This window comes from Mesorhizobium sp. M0060, assembly GCF_040323155.1.
Classification (GTDB): domain Bacteria; phylum Pseudomonadota; class Alphaproteobacteria; order Rhizobiales; family Rhizobiaceae; genus Mesorhizobium.
On record NZ_JAMYUP010000062.1, the window covers coordinates 1 to 25453 of the forward strand.

The window sequence follows — 25453 nt, forward strand, 5'->3', positions numbered from 1 at the left end:
CGCACCCCGAGGCACAAATCCCCATAGGCAATCGCCTGCGGCCCGCGGGTTCCTGCATCAGAGACTTTCGTACGCCTGACGGCACCCGAAACCCTTCAGCAATATCGGCTGTTCGAAGTGATGGTCGCCTTGCCCAAAAGCAGCCATTCATTCACTGATAGCGCGCTTCAGACTGGGTTCGCCCGAACTGCTGCCTTGAGAGGATGCCGGCAAAGCTCCTAGGCGACGTCGCGAATCCGACCAATTCTACCGACGAGTTTCCAAGCGAAGCGACAGGAGCTTTGGCGATGATCAGAAGCGTTAGCTCTCTTGCGCCGCTCAACGGGTCGGGCGCGTGTCCGCTTCTGCCATTTTGGCGTCCTGCAAGCAGAAATTTCGCACACGTCCCATGATCGAATGAAGGCGGACGCCATGCTCGGATCGGGTGTGGCGGTCCGTTAGCGAACATTTCTTCTGCTCCCTCCAGGACCTATTCGACCGCCAACCGCGCCGGTGGAATGATCGGTCGAAGATCTTCGTCGCTCACACATATGACGCGCGCCTGTCGTCGCCTATATGCCGGTGAGCATCCTGGCGATCCTCACGGCATATCGATCGGTCATCCCCGACGTGAAGTCGGCAAGGGCGTGTAGCGCTTGCTCGGCATTGGCAATGTTCCGCAAGTCTAGATCGAGGGCCCTGACGAGTTGCCGATTATGGTCGGAGAGCTTCTCCTGATTCCACCTGGCGTTGGCAAGATTCTCAAATAGGGGAAGCACACCTGACATGACATTGCCAATAACGCGCCGACCGGACACCTCCAACTCGGTCTTTCTCCGGGCGGTGAATACCTGGTCACGAGAAAGGGCCTTCATTTTAGCGAAGACGGAAACCATGGATCCGGTATCGGCTAGGGAATTAGAGAACGTGCCGCCCATGATGGCGTCGTAGTTGGCTTTGAAGGCTTGGACGCAGCTCTCAACTGCGACATTAATGCTCAAAGCCCGCAGCAATGCGATGTGCTCGGCCTGGTTAAGGCCGCTCACGTCGCGGTTAGGGTTGTTGGCAGCCTCGTGTAGCAGGTCCCTGACCGTGTCGAATGGGAGCTCCCCGGTCGTGAAAGCGTCCTCAAGATCGACGATGTTATAGCAGATATCATCTGCGGCTTCGACGATGAAGACCAAGGGATGTCGCCGCCACCAGTTCCCGGCTCGGGCCCCTTCCTCGGGGAGTCCCAGCGAAGCCGCTGCGTCCTTGAACAGCTCGAGTTCGGAACGGAAGATGCCGAACTTCTTGAGACCGACATATGGCGCAACTCCTCTGGCGACGACACTCTCGCGAGCGGCAGAAGTGACCGGGTACTTGGTGAACGCCCCAAGTGTCGCCTTGGATAGTCGCATGCCGCCGTCGTTGCGGTACATCTCGAGCCGGGCAACAATTCGAAACCCCTGCGCATTCCCTTCAAACTTCATGAACTCGGTGCGGTGCTGCTCCTCTATCCCTGCCATCACCCCTTTGGCATCGTTGAACTTCTCCGCGAACCAGTCACCCATCGCCGCTTCTCCGGAGTGACCGAAGGGAGGGTTGCCAATGTCGTGGGCGACGCACGCTGCCTGAACGATGTTCGCTAGGCTGTTGGACTCGCCGCTGGCGATCCGGTGCGTCTCCTCAAGCCAACTACCGATTCGCATAGCTAACGATCGTCCGACGCTGCTGACCTCGACGGAATGGATCAGACGGTGATGCACGTGATCATGCTCGTAAAGAGGCTGCACTTGGGTCTTGTTGGCCAGCCGACGAAATGGCGCAGAGAAAACGATGCGGTCATGATCCTGAACGAAGATCGAACGGTTCAGCTTGGGCTCGTAGTGCTTGTCGCCAAGTCGTTCGCTGCACAGCAGTTTTTCCCATTCCATTTTGTTGGCCCCAAATTCCAAATGCGCTTCGATGCCAATCAGTAGCTTGTGCTGAGAGGGTCGCCAAGCGAATGTCTGGATCCGGCGGTTGGTGGACGATCGCCCAGACGCGGATCTGAAGTCCGCTTCTGATGCAACAGAGCTGAAGCCGGCAGACCGCTCCCGGCCCCCGATCAGTCCTCGAACGACCGACCGTCGACCGCCTTGATGAACCGCAGAAGTGCAGCAACGCTATCGAAGATGAAGCGCGCTTCATCGGGTTGGATCAGGTCGGGATTGTCGTGTGCCAATGATTTGTTGTTCCGAATCGTGTTGAACGACTCGAGAACGCTGATTGAGCTTTTCATTATGCGCTCCGACATCTCGGTCAGGTTGCGCTGCGCAGTAAGCAGTTTAACGTATCGACCAGCTCTGGCGTGCAGCGCATCGTTCTCCCCGCACTCGCCACCACCATGCTTGCGCACGAGTGAAGCGAACCGCTTCATGCAGTAGGTGTGCAGACGGTCAAGCGCCGCTTGGGGCTTTTTCGCATCGAGATCACGACGGATCGCCGCAATCAGCTCGTCCAATGTTTGACTAGGTTCGAACGCCTCAAATGCTGATGCGTCGATGTGATCGCTTGCGCCTTCAAATATCGCGACAACGGCAAAGTAGCTGTCTCTGATGCCGACCCCCGGCCACGACAAGGACTCGCGATACTCCCATAGCTCGCGCAGCGCCTTCGCAACTACGCCCGCCGGCGCCCTTTCGATGAACGAACGGAGCCGCTTCGCCTTGGACGTTCCCCTGCCATCGAAGAGGTTCGAGACAGAGGTGTCGATGCCCAACTCTTCGAAGAAGAAGTCTGCGAAGGTTCGGTCGTTAAAATCAAGGACGTAACCAGTATCCAGAGCGAGCGACTTCTCGAACGGATCGCGTAGGCGTCTAGGGATCAGCTGCTCGTAGGTGCGTGACATCATGGACGATGCTTAGGCGGGGTTGGGACTGGTCGCAAGGTCGCACGGTCTGTTCTGAAGTCTTTCCCGGCATCTGCTTCGTCGCGAGCCGCGGAAGAAGCAATCATCTACCTCGGGTCTAACTTACGACGTCCGTCGCGTCGGGCTTAAACGTCTGCTATCGGCTGCTCTGACGCTGAGAGCCGCCAGCCCGTCTTCGATCCCACAGGAGCCATCTTCTCCCGGCCGCGACTATCAACGACGGCGTCATGGGTACGATCGCAGCATTTCCTCGAACCCGGCCATCCAGTTGGATTGATCTCCGTCCGGAAAACTTGCGAGCGCGTCGAGCGCAGAAATTCCACGAAGGCTGCATCGCTGCCGTCGCGCAGCACGCTGGCTCGGCTAAAATAGTGTTTGGGCCGCGTCTCAGTCGCCACGAGTTCGGCCATATCCTGAAGGGCATGGGCAAAGCCCATCAAAACTGGGTCGGCTTCAGCCTCAGCGCCGCCCCAGGCGAAATGCTCGTCCGCCCGGTAGTAGGCTTCGTCGAAGCCCCGATGCGCTTCGGCGACTATCAGCCCACCTGCCAGCAGCGGCCCCAGCTTTTTGATACGCTCCGCTGCCGGCACGTGCTGGCCGAGTGCGCCGAATAGGCCGACTTCGATTCCGCCACGGGCCGCGACCGCTGATCGCAATCCATATTGCTCGAGCCGCCCTTCGCGCCCGAGCGTCTCGTAATGCTTGAGCACCGCGGGATCGAAGCTTTTCCAAAAGGCGCGAATCGGCTTCGGAACCAGAGTCTCGCCGTCGCGAATGCCGCGCACTAGTCGCACTAGCATCAGCTGACGGGCAAATAGGTTGGTGCCTTCATAGGCGATCGCGCGGCAGACGCGGGAGCAGCCGGCGCAGCATCATCAACATTTCGGTGTATTCGAGTGCCATGAAAAGAATTCGGAACAACGTATCCGCCGGGATGTTGGCTTCGATCGCAGCATCGCTTGCTGCGAGCAGGCCGAGCCCGTCAGCCTGGATCTCACTAATCAGCCGCGATATCATCGCGTGCATCCGCCGCCCCATCTTGCTGCCGAGTGTGGCGACGCCATTGGGCCGGCCATTGTCGTCGAACTTCTGGAGTGTCTCGGGCAGGAGGAAGCGTTCGCGCTTGGGACCATCCCCGCTGTTGTCGAAGCGGAGTTCTTGATATCGGTTCCAATCCAGGCGAACATCTCGAAGGATGGCGCATCCTCGACCTGTTGCAGAATATGCGCGACCTCGTGGCCGGCGATGAAGCTGAGGAGCAATTGAGCTTCCAAGATAGCGACGAGCTGCTCATCGAAATATTTGGGCCGGGGGACGACATTGCCCGCCCCCTGATCTGCGCTGTAAGCGGGAGACGCGCATTGGCGCGCTCGGTCATCGCGGCGGCAAGCGCAAGATCGCCGTCGTCATAGAGCGCCTCGGCCGCCCGGATAAGGAATTCTACATGTGAGATGATAGGTCGTTCGCCCCAGAAGCCACGCAAAAGCAGTAGCTCGAGCGCATTGGCCTGCTCGATGTCGACGAAGGCGACATGCACACCCTCATAGCTCATAACAACACTCGACCATTGCATAGTGCTGATTGGCACCAAGGCGAAATGGTGGAGCGTCCAGGAATAGTGGTTCGCAAGGAAACCGCGCAGGCGATGGAGCGCAGCGCGATGGGAGGCGGTAACGCGTCCTGCCGGCGTGCGGCCGAGGCGCTGCTTGATTATCTGCCAAGCCGGACGAGGGATCATGGTTCAGTGCTTGTCGCGCGCGTCGAGCAGCGCGAGGATCTCCTTTACCTGCGACGGCTTGAGATTCTTGAAGCGGACCTTCTCGCCATCTTTTTCATATTCGAATTCGCCACGCGATGTGATCAGATAGGTAAGCGAGGCAGTCACTAGCGGCACCAGAATCGGCTTCAGCTCCACGACCCACTGGACAAGGTTCGCACCGTCGAAGTTGCCGACCTCGATTGGATCACCCAGATCATTTTGGAGATCGAGCGCGTCAGCGAGCCTGAGCTCCTTCCAGAGTTGCCGAAACTCGCCGGCATGGTCGGTGGGAATGCTGATCGAAATGGTCGCCATGGTCGTCCTCCCTATTGTAATCGCAGTGGTGGATCAGCGTCGCGAGACAGTCAATCGGTCGCGTGCCTTTGGTCGAGCTGGAAGTCGCCTGAAAGTTGCGTCGAATGACGACAATGGACCGGGACCAGTCGGCAGCATCCGACTTAGGTGAAGGGCAGCTAACCGGTCAGCGCCGCTTGGAACCTTCCGGGCAGGAAACGGCAAATTTTGACATTCAGTCAGACGGTGTCCGCAATGCGCCGACGACAATTCTTTCTCTGAGATGCCTCAGTAGGCCCCACTTTGCGTTCTGTTAGAGCTTGGTCGAAGAACATTCCTGCCGCTAACCCCAAGGTTATCGTGGAATTTTGCTACCCACTTCTTTGACAAGTGGCCTGGCTTCAATCGCTCTTGAGGATAGGTGCTTTGCTTCAACTTTAGTTGGCGACGCTCTTAACGCCAGATGCGACCGCTGCGTTATCAGCGGATTGGGTTATGCTGTTGAAAAGAACACACGCACTTTCTTTTTTCCGGAAATTGAAGCCTAAGCAGGATTTGTCGTTTGCGCACTGCAATATGCAGTCGGGATATCGGAGCGGAGAGGTCCAATAGGCATTGCCAGAAATTTCCGTTTTGATGGCGAACACCAAATTTGAGTAGCGCAAATTGCCCTCGACGACCTTCCTGGCAGCCATGATGGACTCTTCGCTTTTGACCAAGAGCGATGCGTCCCCTTTCATAAAGCAAGCTTGGAATTTCGTGTTGTAGGTAACCGCCAAACATTTGAAGTCTCTGTCGCAGGCACTTTGACACTGTTCGGAGCTCACGTTTCTCATTGGCATATCGGGCAGGTCGTTTCCGATCGCGTCCCACCCGGCCACGACCACAAATCCGCTATCTGGATCGACACTAGGTGCAGGAGTTTGTATGGGTAACGCACTAGCTTGTTCTCGAGACTGGTCACGAATGACGTCTGATGACGCAAATGTGCGACCATCCAGCCACGCACACTTTGTTGCCAGATCAACAGCCGACGAATCATTGAGACCGATCAGCTGGAGCGTTTGAACGGCAGCGCCGGGTCCGATGGGAGGCGAGCTCGGGGCAGATCGAGTCGCCAACGAAACGTTCACTTCGACGCCGTTTACACTTCGGCGAGAATAGCACCAAGCCCGGTCCCAGGTTTGGTCGTTCTCATCCTTGAAGTGGTGGCCCGAGATAAGCTCCCAGGTGCTGCCTTTGAATTCTACATTCTTGGTGGCGAACTTGTTGAAGTCGACCGTCACCACGTCAGGCTTGGCAGGCACATCAGCCCGTGGCGTTTCTTCCGGCGCAGGCTTTGGAGTTGGAATCGGAATAGGTGCGGGATCATCGTTGGGGACTGTGCGCGCGCTCGGCTGCTCCACCCTCGGCAACATCACTGGCTCGGGGACGTTCTTATCCCAGAGACCAAGCTTGATGCCCAGCCCAATCCCGACTGCCGCCACTGCAATGGCCCCGCCTGTCGCCATTCGGCGAATGGCGGTCGCTCGAGCTGTTTTCTCTTGAGCCGCGGCTTGAGCTTGCAGGGTCGGAATTGCCGACCTCTTGACGGCGAGATCGACGGCTTGTTCAAGCAGCGTGGTGTTATGCCTGACGAGCACTTTTGCGGTCCTTCATTGATACCGTCACGAGATCAGCGACCTCAGGCGGCAAATCTTGGTCCAGGGCTTTTCGAAGAACTTCGGGGTCGTCGGTGAAGAGCGGAACGTAGAGGATCTCTTTGACGATTTTTTCGACAGGCACCTCTACCCTCTTCTCAACCTCTTTCTCTACCGTAACTTCGACCGGTACCTCGACCGTTCGAACCCGCCGCCAGCGCCAACTCAAAAGCATTCTGCGAAGCAGTGTGGAAAACTTGCTCTTCGAATTATCCTCTTCTCGGGCGGCAATTCGCTGGAGAGCGAGTGCCACCGTTGCCGTGATTGGTCCCGCGAGTGCGGCGATGAGCGCGAGGGACCCAAACCAAATTACAGAGATTTTTCCCGCTTGCGCTTCGGTGACTAACTCCGGTTTGCTCCCGTACCATCGTGAGGCAATACGCCGGACCTGATCGGTTCGCGCCATGGGGATCCGCTCCTTCTCCAAACCGCTGAGTTCCTTGGCAATCAGGTCTTGTCTGACCTGGTTTTGGGCCGAGATGTTTGCCTTGTTGGCCTCAGCGGCCTGCGCTTCTGCGAGCCGTTTGCCAGCGTCATCCAATCGGCGCTGCCAAGCCCCGGCATCACTGTCGCGCGTCTGTTCCAACGTCGAGCGTCTATCCATAAGTTTTTGCCTCTGGTCGGCAGTCATAGGAGGGCTGCTTGCCCGCAAACGATCGAAACCTGCACGCAGGGCGGCGACCTCTTGGTCGAGCGGCTCTATCTGAGTGTCGAACTTGGCTATAATTTTAGTGCGTGGATTAGCAAGTTTCGCCACTTCTGATTCTAGCCGGCGTGCCGAGTCGCTATCGCCGGAATCGCGCGCCATCTTGATACGTTCAACAAAGCTGTCGCGTTGACGCTCGAACTGATCAACGGCTTCCTTTGCTTCGCCGTCGCGCTGCTGAATCAACGCCAATCGAACCCCGCTTTTTTCCTCCACTTGGTCGCGAACGCGCGACGCTTCTGGAGTAAGGGCGGTCGTTCCCTCCAATTCAGCATTGACCTCGGCAATCTGCGACTGAAAGGTCGCCCGGGATTTTTCCGCAAGAGACGCAAGCTGCTCAATTTCGGAACGCGCTTGTTCGACCTGATCGGATTTTCGGCCAAGTTCGTCGGCCGAGGCCAGCTTCATAGCCTCCTGGTCCAGCGCGTCGATTTTGTTTACGAGTTCCTCGTAACGCAGTTGGCGCAGAGCCCCCGCTCGCTCCATTCCCATAAACACCGTCTCAAAGGTTATGCCTGCCAGAACGAGGAGGAAGACCAAGATTATGGGCTTCCAGAGCCAAGACGCGCTGAAAAGCAGTGTAGCTATCGGTATCTTGGTGAGCTCCGCGATTGCCACCATGAGAAAGGGTGCACTGGCGAGCGTCAAATCCATTGCAGTGACAGACTCGCTTGCAGAAAACGCTTGTACGCCTAATGCTACACCTGTCGTAAGACCAATCGCTGCGGCCGCAATCTCTAGGGCCCAGGCACCACGGTAGGTCCACTGGCCATAGCTTGCCAGCTTTTGACTCATCACAGTCTGCATTTTACTCGCCCCCCCGACAGGGCAACATCACGCCTTGATCGCCTGCCAGCATACACTTAACGGTTTTGAAAGTCTTAGTTAAGGCGTCTTCGCTCTATTGTCGCAATAACTTTTTCTGCCCTTCAGATATAGAATATAGAATACCTCGTCAAAAAATGGGGTTAGCAGACCGCGTCGCCCATGCATGGTCTTCGTTGGATCGGTGTAAGCGGAAAGCCGAACAGGCCGTAGCGCTTACTCCGTTTCAGCTAGCAGAGTGTTTCGCATGGGATCCCATCCTTGTCGCGATCGAGTTTTCCGCCCCATGAGCAGTTTTGCAGGTACCAGTTGGCTTCGTCGCAGGAACCGATCTGCTTGCACGTTCTCCGCGGCTCGCAAGAATAGCCGCTCTGCGCGACCAGCTTACGGCTGATGATGCCCAGCGGGCGAGTCGATGGCGCCGCGCCGTCGGCGTGCGCAGCGCGCCATTCCCAGGGTGCCTGAAACGTCCCGGCCCACAGGCCGATCTTTGAGGCTTGGGCTTGCGCCTGCTGCCCCGCATAGGCGCCCTGGCTGTAGTGAGGCCAATCCAGCGCCTGGCCGTGCTCGACCATCCAGGCGGCCACGCCCGCGCCGTCGGCGCGCCGACAATCGCCGACAAAGCGGTGGTAGCGGTCCCACGTTACGAATGTGCATTCGAGCGGCCTCGACGCGGCCAGGAATGTGTACAGCGCTTCGGCCGATCGCCGGCCGCAAAGATACTCGGCGCCATTCGCATCGCGGCACAGCTGCCGGCTCTCTGGCGCGTCGATGCCGTTGAAACGGACGCGCTGGCCGTGGATTTCGATCGTATCGCCGTCAATGACGGAAGCGACACCGGAAAGCGAGGCGGGCGCCGCCCTTCGTGGGCTGGCCTTTGATGCATCGTCGCTACGTTGCGCGCCCGACGGCGCCAGGAAGGCGGCCACCGCCGCCGCTGCCGTAAGACCGAGCATTGCCGGCACGCTCGCAAGTTGGGGCCGCCACAGCTTGGCACCGGTGGGTCTCTGCCACCGATTGGATCGATATTTGCGGTATGGCCTGCTCATCCGCTACGCCGACCAGCCCGGCCATGCGCTGTCGACCATGGCAGGCCGGCGCAATAGTAATCGTCAAGGAACCGCCCGGTGGACCGGTCGCGGCAGCGCCAGATAACGCTGTAGTTCTGGCCATAGAATTGGTCCCACGCGACGCCATAGGTTTGTGGTGGCGGTGGCCGGTAATATGTTCCGCCTCCATAGCCGTTGTTGGCAGCGACACCCACGACTGCGCCGCCGACAGCCGCGATCGCTATGCCTGTCGCGACAGCATTGTCGGTTTGCACAAGCCTGGTGCACTTCTCTGCTGTTGCGCCCCTGCGCACTAGAAGGGCCGCTACCCTGCTACGATACTGTTCGTCCGTGCTGCTGGCGAGAACGTGACATAGCGCAACGGTATTCATTGCCGCGAGATCGCTGTCCGACACGACAGCGCTCGTAGAGCAGCCGCTGACGCACAGGGCTGCACTTGCGATGAGTGCTCCAATTTTCATGCGAATTCCCCCAAACAAATATTGGGGCGAGTCCGACCTAGAAGTCCAGAGTTTTGTTTTTCACATTGCTACGATTCACAGCATGCTGCGGCTAGCTGGCATCCACTGCAACCAACTCTTCCGCCGGTCGTTGACTGATGCTGGGTTGATCTCAGCCACTCCAGAACTTGCCCGCTGGCTCAAAACCGGCGGGCTTTTTTTCCGCGACGCCGGAAGGCTCTATCTCGCCGCATGTTGTGGTACATCGGCACGCCGTCATCGGGCCGTGCCGTTGACCAAGGTGGTCCCTCCGCCATGGTCGGCCGGCGCAGCCTTGACCGTCCGCGCGGGCCATCCCAATCAAGCCCGCTGGCTTCGGTCGGCGGCTTTTTATTTGATCCCCGGCGCCGTCGGCTTGGATCTAGATCCTCGCCAGTGCCGGATTTGAAGGTAAGCTGCGGCGGTATGATCGCACTTCGCGCGGGACGGACCATTGGTGTGCAGCAAGAGCGCCGAGTTCATTCGGCCAAGATTCTGCACTAGGCCGAGGTAGGTGAAGGCAGATAGCTATCCGGTAATCGCTGAGATATTGGAGATAATGTTCCCCCATGGAGGTGTGTACCAGTATTATAAGTTTCCAAACTTCATGTACGAACGCCGTGGACGAGCTGCTGTGTGCGCTTGCCGTAAATCGCTTCCGCGAGTTCACAGTCGGAGGTTGGCTAGGACCCTAACGCGAGAGCTTCAACGGCCCCCTTCGCGATGAACTCCTCAACGAGACGCGGTTCACGTCCCTGGCCCAGGCCCGCGCGAGGCTCAATGTATGGCGCGCCGATTACAACGGCGCGCGTCCGCACTCGCACATCGGATGGCAGACACCCAACGAATGTGCATCGACCTTCAACCCGCGACGGTCGCTCGCGCTGCGCAACGTGAAACGCTCCGCGCCAGCACCCGTCGCGTCCACTGGCCATCAGGGCAAATCCACCCGCGGAAACGAACTCAAGACTGGATAAAATTTGGGGGAAACGTCAGGGCGGCCATAACTTTGCAGTCTTCAGACGCGAGGCGGCCTACAACAGCGCTGCCCACCATGCTTGTGGCCCGCGACCCACACGGCTTTTCCCTTCAGATCGTACACTATGCTTCCTTCATGATTACCGATGTCTGCATGACCTTGAGGTCTTCCCGCACCATTTCCGCGGCGAGCTCGCGCACGGATGTCTCATGCACCCAGCCGAGCTTCTCCTTCGCCTTGGTGGCATCGCCCAGGAGAAGATCGACTTCCGTGGGGCGGAAGTAGCGTGGGTCTACCTGGACTAGGCATCTGCCGGTCTCGACATCATAGCCCTTTTCGTCGACTCCCTCACCACGCCATTCGAGCTCGACGCCGACATCTTCGAAAACCCATTCGACGAATTGGCGGACAGGGGTCGTCTTGCCCGTCGCCAGCACGTAATCATCCGGTTGATCCTGCTGCATCATCATCCACATACCACGCACGTACTCACGCGCATGGCCCCAATCGCGTTGAGCATCGAGATTGCCGAGATAAAGCTTGTCCTGCTTGCCGAGGTAGATAGCAGCGGCGGCGCGGGTGATCTTGCGCGTCACAAAAGTTTCGCCGCGCAGTGGGCTTTCATGATTGAAGAGAATGCCGTTGGAAGCATGGATACCATAGGCCTCGCGATAGTTGACCACGATCCAGTAGGCGTAGAGCTTGGCGGCGGCGTAAGGGCTGCGCGGATAAAAGGGCGTTGTTTCGTTCTGCGGTACGGATTGCACGAGGCCGTAGAGCTCTGAAGTCGAGGCCTGATAGAAGCGGGTCTTGTCCTTCAGACCGAGGAGGCGGATCGCCTCAAGAAGTCGCAATGTTCCGATACCGTCGGCGTTTGCTGTGTATTCCGGCGTTTCGAACGACACCTGGACATGGCTCTGAGCGGCCAAGTTGTAAATCTCGTCTGGCTGGGATTCCTGAACTACTCGGATGAGATTAGTCGCATCAGTGAGGTCACCGTAATGCAAAATTAGGCGCGGATCGGGATCGTGCGGGTCTTGGTAGATGTCTTCGATGCGACCCGTGTTGAAGGAAGAGGAACGTCGCTTAATCCCGTGAACGACGTAGCCTTTTTCCAGCAGAAGACGCGTGAGATAGGCACCATCCTGTCCCGTTATGCCCGTAACCAGAGCAACTTTCCTGTTCTCGCCCATTTTCTTCCTGCTCTATGGTAGTTGAAGTTTCGAATCTGGCTCGCCACACCGGCGGCCCGCCTCATACCCTATGGTAGGATTTCGACAGATGTGGCGCGGAGCTCGTCATTGACAGTGTCAGCCAGCGAGCATACCTGCTCCTGCTTGGAGGCATAGCAAAACAGAGTCTCGCCGCTAACCTGCCTAAGTCGCACATGCGGCCTGAGTGCCGAACTCAGCTCACGGGGTGAGCGACATAGATTTCAATCACGTCGGCACCCGATTTGCTCATCAATCAGCGAGTTAGGACGCCCTTCTGGGATTCTACATCCGTTCTCAAGCACGCACAGTCGGTTGCATAGCCGCTCCGCTTCTTCCACGAAGTTGGTGGCCAGTAGAATCGTATTGCCCTGCGCCAGCAGGGCACGTAGCCGTTCCCAGATAAAATGGCGAGCATGTGGGTCCAAGCCACACTAGAACTCCACCATCCCTCTTTTGCGCTGACCAAGTAATCTTTGCCTGCTTCAGCGTCTTCTAATGGAAATTGTTTTGATCAGTGAAATCGATTGTTTGGATGAGGTGCATCCATAAAATGGATTGTTTGACGGGCAGCGCGGCACATCGGCGGCACAAAGTCGTGGGCGCGAGGTTTCGCTCCGCGCGAAGGCAAAGTTCGTGGCAGTCGGGGGCTTTGGGCGAACCGCACATCTGAGACGGCGGCGAAAAGCCGGGTAGGGCATTACGTATTGACCTCCAAGGAATTTCGGGCGCGCTAGCCCGAAAACGGTGGCTGGGCTTCAACGATGGGCGGGACGAGGCGACCATCAAACTGTGATTCATACTGTAGGCGATCGCAGTGCGGCGAATTTGAACGGCCGCCTTTGCCAGCCCTCGCCATCGCATCCGGCTACAGGTGCCGAAGATCTTCTCGATCCGAGTACAAATTCTGTGGATCGGTTGGTTCCAGGCGTCAAGCTCTCGGCCTCGTCGCGCCCCCACATAGCGGTTGCGACGATGCGCGGCCTTCCACCCTTGGCGCGCCCCGCGCCGCCGAGATGATTGGCTCGGTAGGCGCTGTCGGCAAACACTTCGCCGGGATTGTCGGGCAGAGCATCAGGAACGGCGTTGCCGTCCTCGGTGTGGGCGCCGTGACGGCGATCTCCTCGACAAGGGCCGTATCGGCGTAGGCACCGAAATGGGCTTTGAAGCAATGAAACGCTGGTCGGCGCTTGTACTTGACCCAATGGCCCTCTTCATCATCTTCGCTGGCCGAGGCGATGATCGCCGCATCGACAGGCGTGCCGATCTTCACCTGGATCGCTGAACTGGCGGGTGATCTCGGCGAACAACAGGGTCATGAACCTCAAGGGCCTGTCGAAAACGGACGAGAGCGGGTTCGCACAGGTGTCCGCTCTGACACCGAGAACCCGCAGAACCGTCGGAACGATCCTCCACATGGCTGCAGACGCCAAAATTCCTCTCCCGGCCATCGTCGCACAGCATCGCGTGCCAGTCGCTCAGTCCAGCCGGCTCGAAAGCTAATCCGGCAGGAATTGCGCCATGTTGGCGCACTTGAAAGCGTCAGAGGGCGCCGTGTCGCATCTTTCGATGGGACCGGACGCCATGATGGCCATAAATGACGTGGATGGCCTGCACCTGACATTCGACGGCTGGCGGGTCCTGCACATCCGTCCTTCAGGAAACGCCCGCAAATGACATGTTGACGCAGTTAAGAATTGGACTTGAAAAAGGGACTTTGTGGACTGCCTCGACCGGTTGTTTCGCTTAGCAAAGCGCGGCCCCACGTCAGCAGAGGCTCATGGTCAAGGAACGCCTTAGTATCCATCACATGGATGGGCCACATTCACGCAATCAATTTTACACATGTCGCCGGGCGCATTAGAGAACGCTGAATTTAAACCGGAAGCGAGTGTACCCGGCGTCAAGATTTGCGAGCGTCACAGAGATAAGGATAGGCAGTGCTGAGGAGCTCTTCTGCCCCACGCGCAGCCTCTACCAAATCGCCCGGCGTAACGGTCGACTAGTATCGATTAAGAGATCCCAAGCCAGATGCAACCTCGTCTCTGAAACGAGATTTCCGAAAATGCAGGTCAGTGGATTGGTAAAGCGCAGGTTCGTCGTCTCTCAGAGGCGTACGGGGTTCGGTGATTGTCTGTGGTCGCTGGCGGCCGCTTGGCGCTACGCTCAGCGGTCGGGACGAACGCTAGCCGTCGACTGGCGCGGGTCCTGCTATCTCGACCAACCCTTCACAAATGCCTTTCCGGTGTTCTTCCAACCGATCAATGACATCGCTGGCGTACCGGCTATTTGCGACGACCGGATCAACGACTTTTCCTTCCCGGGTCCATTCTTCCCGGAGTGGTGGAATAGGCCAGCGATCGACTGCCTTTACCGCCCAGATGAGCAGATTTTCCAAGAGCGCGACGAGTTGGGCGAGCTCTTTCAGGCCGAACACGATGTCGAAGCGAACACAGTAGTGTGTGACGCTTGCTTGATGTGGCGCTGCGATGAGGATGCCGAGCGGCAGGTCTTCCAGAGTGTCAAGCCTCGGTCTGAAATTCAAACACGCATAGATGCCATTTACCAAGAATGTTTTGAGGGGCACAGCATCATCGGGGTTCATGTTCGACATGGTAACGGTGAAGACATCATGGACCATGCGCCCTACTGGGCCGATCCGGAGTTCGCCGTTCGACAAGTGTGCACTGCGGTTGATAAGGCTAAAGCGTTACCGCACCCCAAGCCTGTGCGGCTGTTCTTGTGCACGGACAGCGCGCAAATCCTGGATCATCTGTCGGCCAAGTTTCCCGATCTTCTCACCGTCCCCAAGCATTTCCGATCCGATCAAGACGGCCCCTTACACACTGCAGCACTTGGGATGGACGGCGCAATTTCCGCCCTCGTTGAGATGTATCTTCTCGGGCGCTGCGATACTGTAGTTCGGTTTCCTCCGACGAGCGCCTTTACACGATATGCACGCCTTTTCGTACCGCGGGTAATTGAGTTCGATCTGAAGGACCCAAGTCGTTTGATTTTGATAGAAGGCAGCCAAAGAATCTCTCATCTTGATTAAGACCGCTACCTGGGCAATTCGGCAAATGGAACGAACAGGCATAGAGACATCGACCGCAATCCACGAGAGGCGGGCCATGGCATACGCTAAATGTCCCGCAGCTGCTCAGCTTGATCCGCAGGCTTGAGGATCCGGACACACTGCAGCAGTTCTTGGCTCCATTCGGGACTGTTGCCGACGTCGATGAAACCAACGGCCTTAGGGCACGAATACAGAATGACGAGATCATTCATCTGCGGCCGTCCGGCAACGCGCCAGAACTTCGCTGTTACTCGGAGCGCCGCAAGACCATCCTAGAGCGACGGCGGTCGTGACGCTGACGCTAAGGGCGCGGGCAATGACGTCCAGAGACGAAATCGAGGTTGTTTAATGAAAGTGGTTCCCGTCATCATCAGCGGTGGAGCCGGATCGCGGCTATGGCCCGCTTCGAGGCAATCGCACCCCAAACCTTTCCTTAAAGTAGCAGATGGACATTCTCTCATTCAGCACACTGTCCTGCGCGTCGGTTCGATAAAGGGCGTAGTGGAACTCGTCGCCGTGACATCTGGGGAACACCTCTTCCTTACCAAGGACGAGTTCGACGAACTAGATTCCGTGGTCCTGCCACGCACCTTTCTGCTCGAGCCTGAAGGCCGGGATACGGCCGCAGCCGTTGCGGCAGCCGCCATCCATGCCAAGGCAACGCAAGGCCCTGACGCGATTCTATGCGTCTTCCCAGCCGATCACATGGTTGGCAACCTGCCTGCATTTTTAGACGTCATGTGCCGGGCCATCGAACATGCGAAGCTCGGGCGGATCGCCACATTGGGCATTAACCCGACCAGACCGGACACGGCATTCGGCTATATCGAAGCGGATGGTGAAAAAGTCGTCCGTTTCGTTGAAAAACCGGATCTGGACACGGCCAAAGCCTATGTCGCGTCCAAGCGCTTCTTCTGGAACGCCGGCATTTTCTGCTTTAGCGCACAAACCATGCTCGACGAGATGGCATCGCATTGCCCCGCGGTGATCCAGGCCGTCTCCGACAGCTACGAGAACGGGCGCTTCAGTCAAGGCGAAGGCTTTGCCAAAATCGAACTCGCGCCTGAGCATTTCGGCTCCGCCCCGCGAATCTCGCTCGACCACGCTGTCATGGAGAAGACGAACAAACTTGCCGTGGTTGCCTGCGACATGGATTGGAACGACATCGGATCCTGGAACGCAATGGCCGATTTGATCGCCCCCGACGAAAGCGGGAACAGGATACGCGGCGATGTGCATATGGTCGACACGACCGGCAGCTATGTGAGCTCCGACAAGCGCGTCATCGGCACGGTCGGTGTCAGCGATCTGGTGATCGTCGATTCCCCGGACGCTTTGCTTGTCGCATCGCGCGACCGCGTTCAGGACGTCAAGAAGCTGTTCGAGGGCCTCAAGGCTTCAGGACATGAAGCTCACCTGGTCCATAGCACGGTACACCGGCCGTGGGGTACCTACACGGTTCTTGAGGAAGGCGAGCGCTTCAAGATCAAACGCATCGAGGTGAAGCCCGGTCGGCGGCTGAGCCTGCAGATGCACTATCATCGTTCGGAGCACTGGGTCGTGGTCAGCGGCTCCGCGAAAATCGTCAATGGCGAGCAGGAGTTGTTCCTGGCGACAAACCAATCAGCCTACATCCCCTGCGGCCATAAGCATCGGCTGGAGAACCCAGGCAGAATTGACCTGGTGATCATTGAAGTGCAGAGCGGCGATTATCTCGGCGAGGATGATATCGTTCGCTTCGACGACGTATATGGTCGAACGTAGATTTCACCCGCATGACGAGAACGGTCAACGTGTCGCTGACTAATTACCACTGGGAAGGCCGTCTGCCCACTCAGGACCGGATGCTTGTGGAATCGGGAATTGACCAAGGCAGCGGCGAATGACCGCAATCGGCATCAGGGTGGGACAAATCAACCGGAAAAGACCGGACAGCATAGTAACGCAACACAGTCCCACTGTCGAATAGCCTTTGATATTTCTGACTTTCCAAGCACCCTCAGGGCCCACCAAAATTATATCAATGGCTTATGGCCGACTTCGCTCTGAAGTGGGCCAAATCGAGCTCGCTATTCCCGCAGCACTCAGTTTGATTGTTTTCGTTGAAAACGAGCAAGGACAGGGGGAGGGCGATCTTGTGCTGGCTTCCATGTGTCCAATCTTGCTCCTGTTCGTCGTCAGGTTGTGTGCAGCCACATAGCGCGGCTATCGCGAGGCTGGAAGGCCTCCGATCGATAGGTGCGGCGAACGGCGGCAACGAGGTGCGAATAGGATGGCTGAGCGTATGATCGAGAATACCGCAGCTGCGGTCTAGCGCGAAATGCAGCGTCTGTGACTCATGGGTCATTGCAGCGCGATGAACCGGAAATCATGACCCTAAGCCGCCCTTCATCAGCCCACCAGCGCCCAGAAGAAGGCGAAGATCCGTCACAATGCCTACCTGTACCAAGGCTTCAAGCAGTTCACCGCGAATGTGAAGACCGCCAGCCATTGCTTCTTCATTTTCGGCCATTCGCTCGCTACGAATGACGACCACATCCTTAACCGTATAGCGCGTGGCAAGTTTCGCAAGCTCTGTGTTGGCATCTATGGTGAACCAGCATCCGCGGATAACCAGCGGATCATGAACCACGCGAACGAGCTAGCGGTGCAGCGCAACGAAAAATCGCCGCTTGATGTCGTCTTTTATGATGCTGCTACAGTTCATGTCTGGGGTTTCGGCTTAGAAGCGGAATGACTGCCAACCAGGTCATCGAGCCGGAAACTGACCGGCCGGTCGGCCCAAAAATGACATTCAGTTGCCTCCAGCCTTTCGACACGAGCCACTTCACGATCTCGCGATTGCAGGCTAGCGGCTTGTTGCTCGAGCTGCGCGATCCTAGTCTGTGGTCGCTATGCCTCAGCAATAAGAATCCGGTTCCTAGCCGGGCGGAGGCGCAACGAGATAGCCAGCTCAGGACAAGGAGAGCAAACCATGGTCGCTTTTACCCTCAATGGCGAGGCGCGAACACTCGACGTCGATCCAGAGATGCCGCTGCTCTGGGCGATCCGTGACGGCATCGGACTCACAGGAACGAAATTCGGTTGCGGCCTTGCCCAGTGCGGCGCTTGCACGGTTCACGTTAACGGCATGCCGACGCGCTCGTGCCAGACCGCAGTCGGCGACATCGAAGGAGCCTCGATCACCACCATTGAGGGCGTGTCGGGCAAGATCGGCGAAACGGTCCAGGCCGTGTGGGCCGAGTTCGACGTACCTCAATGCGGCTATTGCCAGTCTGGCCAGATCATGTCGGCCGTGGCCCTCCTGACAGAGACGCCGAAGCCGACGGACGATGATATTGATTCGGCGATGAGCGGCAATCTCTGCCGCTGCGCCACCTATCATCGCATCCGCGCGGCCATCCACGAGACCGCCAACCGGCTGGAGACTTGAGGCATGTTGCAGTTTCTCCCGAAGCATAATGCCGTGGGGCCTACGCGCCGCCAGTTCCTCCTCGGCACGGCCCTCACCACCGCGGGCCTCGCCGTGGGCTACCGGCTAATGATGGCCGCGCCCGCCAACGCACAAACGACGCCTGCAACGGTCCAGGCGAACCCCTTCCAGACCTATGTCGAGATCACACCGGAGAACCGAATCGTCGTCCACTCGTCGCAGTTCGAGATGGGACAAGGCTCCTATTTCGGCATCGCCACCCTGGTTATGGAAGAGCTCGACGGCGCCTGGGCGCAGGTCCACGTGGTCGGCGGATATGGCAATACCGCGCTCTACGGCAATCTCGCCTGGGGAGGGGCCGCGCAGGGAACCGGTGGCTCAACGTCGATGAGCTCGTCGTGGGAGCGCTACCGCAAGGCGGGTGCTGCCGCACGGGCCATGCTGGTGGCGGCCGCGGCGCAGCGGTGGGACGTGCCAGCCGGCGAGATCACAGTCGCTTCCGGGGTCGTGTCGCACGCCTCAGGGATGCAGGCGCGCTTCGGTGACCTGGCTGAAGCCGCAGCGGGAATGCCGGTTCCCGACGACGTGCCGCTAAAGCCGCGCGACAAGTGGGCCCAGATCGGATCGGACAGCCTCAAGCGCTACGATTCCGCCGGCAAGACCAATGGCGCGCAGACCTACACGATCGACCTCAAGATGGATGGACTCAATACGGCCGTTATGATCCATCCGCCGAAGTTCGGCGCTGAGATCGAGAGCTTCGACGCCTCCAAGGCCAAGGCACTCGACGGCATTGTCGATGTCGTCCAGACGCCGCGCGGCATTGCCGTGGTCGGCAGGGACATGTGGACGGCGCTCAAGGGCCGCGATCTCGTGGAGGTGACCTGGAACGAAGAGAAGGCCGAAAGGCGCGGCACGGCCGAGATCATGGCCGAATACACTAAGGCAGCAGACGATCCGGGCGCGGCCACCGCGCGCGACGACGGTAACACTCCCGCAGCGTTGGCCAGTGCTGAGAAAGTCATCCAAGGGCACTACGAATTCCCCTATCTTGTCCATGCTTCGATCGAGCCACTCAACGCGGCCGCCCGAATCAACGAAGACGGCACCATCGACGTCTGGGGCGGACACCAGATGCCCGACCTTTATCAGGCGGCTGCCGCTCAAGTAGGCGGCACCACGCCGGACAAGGTGAGGCTGCACGTGATGAAGACCGGCGGCAGCTTCGGCCGCCGAGCGGTCTCGGACGCAGATCTCATTATCGAAGCTGTTTCCACAGCGCGTGCACTGGGACCCGGCAAGCCAGTGAAGGTGCAGTGGACCCGCGAGAACGACATGCGGGGTGGGCGGTACCGGCCGGTCTATGTGCACGCAGTCAAGGCGGGGCTCGACAAGGAAGGCAATGTCGTCGCTCTCCATGACCACATCGTGGGCCAATCGATCGCGGGCGGTTCGCCCTTTGCGGCGATGATCGAGAACGGCATCGATCCGACCTCCGTGGAGGGCGCCACCAACCTGCCCTATGCGATCCCGAACCTGAAGGTCGAGCTGACCACGACGGACGTGAACATCCCAGTGCTGTGGTGGCGTTCGGTAGGCTCCACCCACACCGCTTACGCAATGGAAACCCTGATCGATGAGCTCGCCGCCGCTGCGAACCGTGATCCGGTCGATTTCCGCTTGTCGATGCTCGGTCACCATCCACGGCATGCCGGCGTGCTGAAATTGGCTGCTGAGAAGGCAGGCTGGGACAAGCCTCTGCCGGAAGGCCGTTTCCGCGGCGTGGCCCTGCATGAAAGCCTCTCGACCTATGTCGCCGAGGTGGTGGAGATCACCTTCAACGATGGAAATGATTTCAAAGTCGACCGCGTCGTCTGCGCGGTAGATTGCGGCACCGCGATAAATCCTGACCAGATCCGCGCTCAGATGGAGGGCGGTATCGGCTTCGGGCTAGGCGCGATCCTCCAGGAGGAGCTGACCCTGACGGGCGGTGTCATAGACCAAGAGAACTACGACACCTATACGCCGCTCAGGATCGAGCAGATGCCGCGCGTCGAGGTGCACATTGTGCCGTCCGACGAGCCGCCCACGGGCGTTGGCGAGCCCGGTGTGCCGCCGATTGGCCCGGCCGTCGCCAACGCGCTACGGGCGGCGACGGGCAAGACGATCCGCAAGCTGCCGATCATAAAGAACTTGTCAGCATAGCCGGGAATGACACCATGAAAACGGCCGCGATGAAGATCGCGGTCGTAGGTCGTTTTTGAACGCCTCCTGACAGGCGATCACCTCCATTCGATCAATTTCCGGCGGCTGCCCGGTCCAATATCCGGTTTAGAGACGGTAATCCGTGTTCTGAACGACCGCAGACGGTCGTTGGTGCTGGTAGCACTGAAGAACCGCTTTCGAGACGCAAATGCCGCACGCAAATGTCTCGAAAGGGTCACGCTAGAGACTTTTGTACCACCTATTGCATGTCTGCTATCGCTTTCTGGGCGCGAGAAGCGGCGGTCCTCTGACGGCCCCATAACAGGACATTGATGTCTTCGCGCTGAGCGTCAGCAGTTGGCTCTACCGCGACCTTTCTCAGGAAGGCTGCACACGACGCGATCTTCCTTTCACCTTGCGCAAACCTCCCTTCCGAGTGAGGCGTTCAGTGCGTCGGCTTGGTGGACTGAGGCACTTCTGAGTGGGACAACAACATTGAAAAACATTGGAAAAGATTTGAATGCTCTGAAGTCCCACTGATCTCTTACCAATTGATTTTTATGGCTTTCTGAATACCCTCCGGGCCCACCAAAGTACAAAATATGAAAGGCATACTCAAAAGCCTTCACGGGCTCCGGCCCGGACCGCTCGTTCCAGCCTAACGCCCGATTCTGATAGACCAGAGGAACATCTGAAGGCAAGACTGGAGAGATTCAACGCTGTCTGCGGGAGGTCGTCCCGATGCTGTGCGTCGCGCCCTGACGGAATTTGGGGGAATGAGATGACGTATCAAAGGTTACGATGAGCACATCATATATTGACATAAAGATATGTTTATGTCACAGTGTATGATCTTTGAAGCCGAGGCTCACTGCGGTGCATTCTGAATCATCCTTGGATTCCGTTTTCGGACCCGTCGTCGCCAAAGCGGATGGATCGGAGATTCGTTCTGCCTTGGAATCGGCCGCGCGCGAACGAATCCTCATTCTCGACGGCGCGATGGGCACGCAGATCCAGGGGCTTGGCTTCAAGGAGGAACAGTTCCGCGGCGACAAGTTCGTCGGCTGCGCCTGCCATCAGCAGGGCAACAACGACCTGCTGATCCTGACGCAGCCGAAAGCGATCGAGGAAATCCACTACCAGTACGCGATTGCCGGCGCGGACATCATCGAGACCAACACCTTCTCCTCCACGCCGATCGCCCAGGCCGATTACGGCATGGAGGACGCGGTCTATGACCTTAACCGGGACGGAGCCCGTCTGGTGCGGCGGGCCTGCATTCGCGCCCAACAGGAAGACGGCAAGCGACGCTTCGTCGCCGGCGCGCTGGGACCGACCAACCGCACCGCCTCGATGTCGCCGGACGTCAACAACCCCGGCTATCGCGCCGTCAGCTTCGACGATCTGCGCATCGCCTATGGCGAGCAGTTGCGCGGCCTGATCGACGGCGGCGCCGACATCATCCTGATCGAGACGATCTTCGACACGCTGAACGCCAAGGCGGCGATCTTCGCCTGCAACGAGATATTCCTCGAAAAGGGCGTGCATCTTCCGGTCATGATCTCGGGCACGATCACCGACCTGTCGGGCCGCACGCTGTCGGGCCAGACACCGACGGCCTTCTGGCATTCGATCCGCCACGCCAATCCGTTCACAGTCGGCCTCAACTGCGCGCTCGGCGCCAACGCCATGCGCGCACATCTCGCCGAGATTTCCGGCGTCGCCAACACCTTCACCTGTGCCTATCCCAATGCCGGCCTGCCCAACGAGTTCGGCCGCTACGACGAGAGCCCGGAATTCATGGCGGCGCAGATCGAAGGATTCGCGAGCGACGGATTGGTCAATGTCGTCGGCGGCTGCTGCGGCTCGACGCCGGACCACATCCGCGCCATCGCAGCGGCGGTGAGGAAATATCCGCCGCGCGCCATTCCGGAGATCGAGCGCAAAATGCGCCTGTCAGGTCTGGAACCCTTCACGCTCACCAAGGAAATTCCGTTCGTCAATGTCGGCGAGCGCACTAACGTCACCGGCTCGGCGAAATTCAGGAAACTGATCACCGCCGGCGACTACCCCGCCGCCCTCGACATCGCGCGCGATCAGGTCTCCAATGGTGCCCAGATCGTCGACATCAACATGGACGAGGGTCTGATCGATTCGAAGAAGGCGATGGTCGAATATCTCAGTTTGATCGCCGCCGAGCCGGACATCGCCCGCGTGCCGGTGATGATCGACAGTTCGAAATGGGAGATCATCGAGGCCGGCCTGAAATGCGTGCAGGGTAAGCCGCTGGTCAATTCCATCTCGATGAAGGAAGGCGAGGGGGCCTTCCTACATCATGCGAAGCTGGTGCGCGCCTATGGCGCGGCTGTCGTCGTCATGGCGTTCGACGAGGAAGGCCAGGCGGACACGCAGGCGCGAAAAGTCGCCATCTGCACCCGCGCTTACAAGCTCCTGACCGAGCAGGCCGGCTTCCCGCCGGAAGATATCGTTTTCGACCCGAACATCTTCGCCATCGCCACCGGCATCGATGAGCACAACAATTACGGGGTCGACTTCATTGAGGCGACGCGGGAGATCATCCGGACCTTGCCTCACGTCCACATTTCGGGTGGCGTCTCGAATCTGTCCTTCTCGTTTCGCGGCAACGAACCGGTGCGCGAGGCCATGCATGCCGTGTTCCTCTACCACGCCATCCAAGCCGGCATGGACATGGGCATCGTCAATGCCGGCCAACTTGCCGTCTACGAATCGATCGATCCGGACCTGCGCGAAGCCTGCGAGGACGTCGTCAACAACCGCCAGCCGGCGGGCGGCGGCAGCGCCACCGAGCGGATGCTGGAACTTGCCGAGCGCTTCAAGGGAACCGCCGGCAAGGAGGCCAAGGAACGCGATCTCGCCTGGCGGGAGTGGACTGTCGACAAGCGCATTTCGCATGCGCTGGTCAACGGCATAACCGAGTTCATCGACGCCGATACCGACGAGGCGCGGCTTGCCGCCGAGCGCCCGCTGCATGTCATCGAGGGCCCGCTGATGGCCGGCATGAACGTCGTCGGCGACCTGTTCGGTGCCGGAAAGATGTTCCTGCCGCAGGTGGTCAAGTCCGCGCGCGTGATGAAACAGGCGGTCGCCGGGCTGCTGCCGCACATGGAAGCCGAGAAGCTGGCCAACGCCGCCAACGGCATCGACACCGGCGAACGCCAGACCGCCGGAAAAATCCTGATGGCGACGGTCAAGGGCGACGTCCACGACATCGGCAAGAACATCGTCGGCGTCGTGCTCGCCTGCAACAACTACGAGATCATCGATCTCGGCGTCATGGTGCCGGCGACCAAGATTCTGCAGACGGCGCGCGAGCAAAACGTCGACATCATCGGCCTCTCCGGCCTGATCACGCCGTCGCTCGACGAGATGACGCATGTCGCCTCCGAAATGGAGCGCGAAGGTTTCGACATTCCGTTGCTGATTGGCGGCGCCACGACCAGCCGCGTTCACACGGCGGTCAAGATCCACCCGCGCTATGAGCGCGGCCAGACGGTCTACGTCACAGATGCCAGCCGCGCCGTCGGCGTCGTCTCGTCATTGCTGTCCAACGATGCCAAGGGCGGCTTTGTCGACACGGTGCGTGCCGAATACAGGAAGGTGGCCGACGCGCATGCGCGCAGCGAAGCCGACAAGCTGCGCCTACCGCTCGCCAAGGCAAGGGCAAACGCCCACAAGATCGACTGGTCGGGCTATGTCCCGCAAAAACCCTCCTTCCTTGGGCTGCAGGTTTTCGACACCTGGGACCTCGCCGAACTCGCCCGCTATATCGACTGGACGCCGTTCTTCCAGACCTGGGAGATGAGGGGGCGCTATCCGAAGATTCTCGAAGACGAGGCACAAGGGCCGGCGGCGCGCCAGCTCTTCGAGGATGCACAGGCGATGCTGAAGCAGATCATCGCGGAAAAATGGTTCGCACCGAAAGGCGTGATCGGCTTCTGGCCGGCCAACGCCGTCGGCGACGACATCAGGCTTTTCACCGACGACACGCGTTCGCAGGAGCTGGCGACCTTCTTCACGCTGCGCCAGCAACTGACCAAGCGCGACGGCAAGGCCAACGTCGCCCTGTCGGATTTCGTCGCGCCGTTCGAAAGTGGCAAGGCTGATTATCTCGGCGGCTTCATCGTGACCGCCGGCATCGAGGAAGTAGCGATCGCCGAGCGTTTCGAGCGGGCCAATGACGATTATTCCTCGATAATGGTGAAGGCGCTCGCCGACCGCTTCGCCGAAGCCTTCGCCGAGCGGCTGCACGAGCGTGTCCGAAAAGAGTTGTGGGGCTATGCGCCGGACGAGAACCTGGCCCCGGAGGATCTGATCGGCGAACCCTATTGCGGCATCAGGCCGGCGCCCGGCTATCCGGCGCAGCCCGACCATACCGAGAAGGCGACGCTGTTCAGGCTGCTCGGCGGCGAACGCCACGCAGGGGTCACCTTGACCGAAAGCTATGCCATGTGGCCCGGCTCCTCGGTTTCCGGCATCTATCTCGCCCATCCGGAAAGCTACTATTTCGGGGTGGCCAAGATCGAGCGCGATCAGGTGGAGGACTATGCACGGCGCAAAGACATGCCAATTGCGGAGGTCGAGCGGTGGCTCGGGCCTATCCTGAATTACATCCCAGTTCAGTTCGTTGAGGCCGCTGAATAGATTGTCGGCGTACCAGCTTCCAAGTGGAATTCGTTCCTGTATTCAAGCCTTGCCGGGCGTGCCGCTCATCCACTGGGCGGCACGCGGCAAGAAGATGCAGAGATCGCGAAAATCCTAGGCATCTCCATAGCAGGAGTAACGCGGTGGGCATTCCCGCAACA

Annotated in this window: 17 protein-coding genes and 2 pseudogenes; 9 read left to right on the plus strand and 10 right to left on the minus strand. The window is 58.9% G+C overall.

Features of this window, described 5'->3' with window-relative positions; genetic code table 11:
• Window positions 1–551 precede the first annotated feature (551 nt).
• The 8 genes from dgt to NKJ94_RS31350 all read right to left on the minus strand — a co-directional run bounded on the left by dgt (window position 552) and on the right by NKJ94_RS31350 (window position 9085).
• Window positions 552–1895, minus strand: coding sequence for a dGTP triphosphohydrolase (gene dgt / locus NKJ94_RS31315; protein ID WP_352530882.1), 1344 nt, complete (start codon window positions 1893–1895; stop codon window positions 552–554).
• A gap of 173 nt (window positions 1896–2068) precedes the next feature.
• Window positions 2069–2854: an abortive infection family protein gene (locus tag NKJ94_RS31320; protein ID WP_352530884.1), complete on the minus strand. Its 786-nt coding sequence runs from the start codon at window positions 2852–2854 to the stop codon at window positions 2069–2071.
• A gap of 143 nt (window positions 2855–2997) precedes the next feature.
• Window positions 2998–3672 (minus strand): hypothetical protein, encoded by a 675-nt coding sequence (locus NKJ94_RS31325; protein WP_352530886.1) that lies wholly within the window; start codon window positions 3670–3672, stop codon window positions 2998–3000.
• Window positions 3673–3700: 28 nt separating this feature from the next.
• Complete coding sequence (locus NKJ94_RS31330) at window positions 3701–3898, minus strand: hypothetical protein (RefSeq protein ID WP_352530887.1); 198 nt, start codon at window positions 3896–3898, stop codon at window positions 3701–3703.
• Between the two features lie 715 nt (window positions 3899–4613).
• Window positions 4614–4946 carry a hypothetical protein gene (locus tag NKJ94_RS31335; protein WP_352530888.1) on the minus strand — a complete coding sequence of 111 codons (333 nt, stop codon included), beginning with the start codon at window positions 4944–4946 and terminating at the stop codon, window positions 4614–4616.
• Between the two features lie 416 nt (window positions 4947–5362).
• Entirely contained in the window at window positions 5363–6568 is a 1206-nt protein-coding gene (locus NKJ94_RS31340; RefSeq protein WP_352530890.1) for a PAN domain-containing protein, read from the minus strand.
• Window positions 6552–8138, minus strand: coding sequence for a hypothetical protein (locus NKJ94_RS31345; protein ID WP_352530892.1), 1587 nt, complete (start codon window positions 8136–8138; stop codon window positions 6552–6554). Before NKJ94_RS31345 ends, NKJ94_RS31340 begins: the two co-directional genes overlap by 17 nt.
• 248 nt (window positions 8139–8386) lie before the next feature.
• Window positions 8387–9085 (minus strand): thermonuclease family protein, encoded by a 699-nt coding sequence (locus NKJ94_RS31350; RefSeq protein WP_352530894.1) that lies wholly within the window; start codon window positions 9083–9085, stop codon window positions 8387–8389.
• Window positions 9086–10403: 1318 nt separating this feature from the next.
• Between NKJ94_RS31350 and NKJ94_RS31355 the strand changes: the two are divergent.
• Window positions 10404–10682, plus strand: a pseudogene (locus tag NKJ94_RS31355) (integrase core domain-containing protein); the annotation flags it as partial.
• A gap of 124 nt (window positions 10683–10806) precedes the next feature.
• Here NKJ94_RS31355 and gmd read toward each other — a convergent pair.
• Together gmd and NKJ94_RS31365 are read right to left on the minus strand one after the other, a co-directional pair.
• Window positions 10807–11877, minus strand: a complete 1071-nt coding sequence (gene gmd, locus NKJ94_RS31360; protein WP_023718702.1) for a GDP-mannose 4,6-dehydratase — start codon at window positions 11875–11877, stop codon at window positions 10807–10809.
• Between the two features lie 131 nt (window positions 11878–12008).
• Window positions 12009–12326, minus strand: a pseudogene (locus NKJ94_RS31365) (nodulation factor ABC transporter ATP-binding protein NodI); the annotation flags it as partial.
• Between the two features lie 1090 nt (window positions 12327–13416).
• Between NKJ94_RS31365 and NKJ94_RS31370 the strand changes: the two are divergent.
• The 8 genes from NKJ94_RS31370 to metH all read left to right on the plus strand — a co-directional run bounded on the left by NKJ94_RS31370 (window position 13417) and on the right by metH (window position 25292).
• Window positions 13417–13572: a hypothetical protein gene (locus NKJ94_RS31370; protein ID WP_352530896.1), complete on the plus strand. Its 156-nt coding sequence runs from the start codon at window positions 13417–13419 to the stop codon at window positions 13570–13572.
• Between the two features lie 388 nt (window positions 13573–13960).
• Complete coding sequence (locus NKJ94_RS31375; protein ID WP_352530898.1) at window positions 13961–14950, plus strand: nodulation protein NodZ; 990 nt, start codon at window positions 13961–13963, stop codon at window positions 14948–14950.
• A gap of 152 nt (window positions 14951–15102) precedes the next feature.
• On the plus strand, window positions 15103–15264 hold the full coding sequence (locus NKJ94_RS31380) for a hypothetical protein (protein ID WP_352479197.1): 162 nt from the start codon (window positions 15103–15105) through the stop codon (window positions 15262–15264).
• A 55-nt stretch (window positions 15265–15319) separates the two neighbouring features.
• The gene (locus NKJ94_RS31385) at window positions 15320–16735 is read left to right on the plus strand and encodes a mannose-1-phosphate guanylyltransferase/mannose-6-phosphate isomerase (RefSeq protein WP_352530901.1); all 1416 of its coding nucleotides are present in this window, start codon (window positions 15320–15322) and stop codon (window positions 16733–16735) included.
• 676 nt (window positions 16736–17411) lie between these two features.
• Window positions 17412–17708, plus strand: coding sequence for a DUF4917 family protein (locus NKJ94_RS31390; RefSeq protein WP_352530920.1), 297 nt, complete (start codon window positions 17412–17414; stop codon window positions 17706–17708).
• A gap of 237 nt (window positions 17709–17945) precedes the next feature.
• Window positions 17946–18404, plus strand: coding sequence for a (2Fe-2S)-binding protein (locus tag NKJ94_RS31395; protein WP_352467057.1), 459 nt, complete (start codon window positions 17946–17948; stop codon window positions 18402–18404).
• A 3-nt stretch (window positions 18405–18407) separates the two neighbouring features.
• Window positions 18408–20609: a xanthine dehydrogenase family protein molybdopterin-binding subunit gene (locus NKJ94_RS31400; RefSeq protein ID WP_352530903.1), complete on the plus strand. Its 2202-nt coding sequence runs from the start codon at window positions 18408–18410 to the stop codon at window positions 20607–20609.
• Between the two features lie 876 nt (window positions 20610–21485).
• Entirely contained in the window at window positions 21486–25292 is a 3807-nt protein-coding gene (gene metH / locus NKJ94_RS31405) for a methionine synthase (RefSeq protein ID WP_352530905.1), read from the plus strand.
• The last annotated feature ends 161 nt before the right edge of the window (window positions 25293–25453 follow it).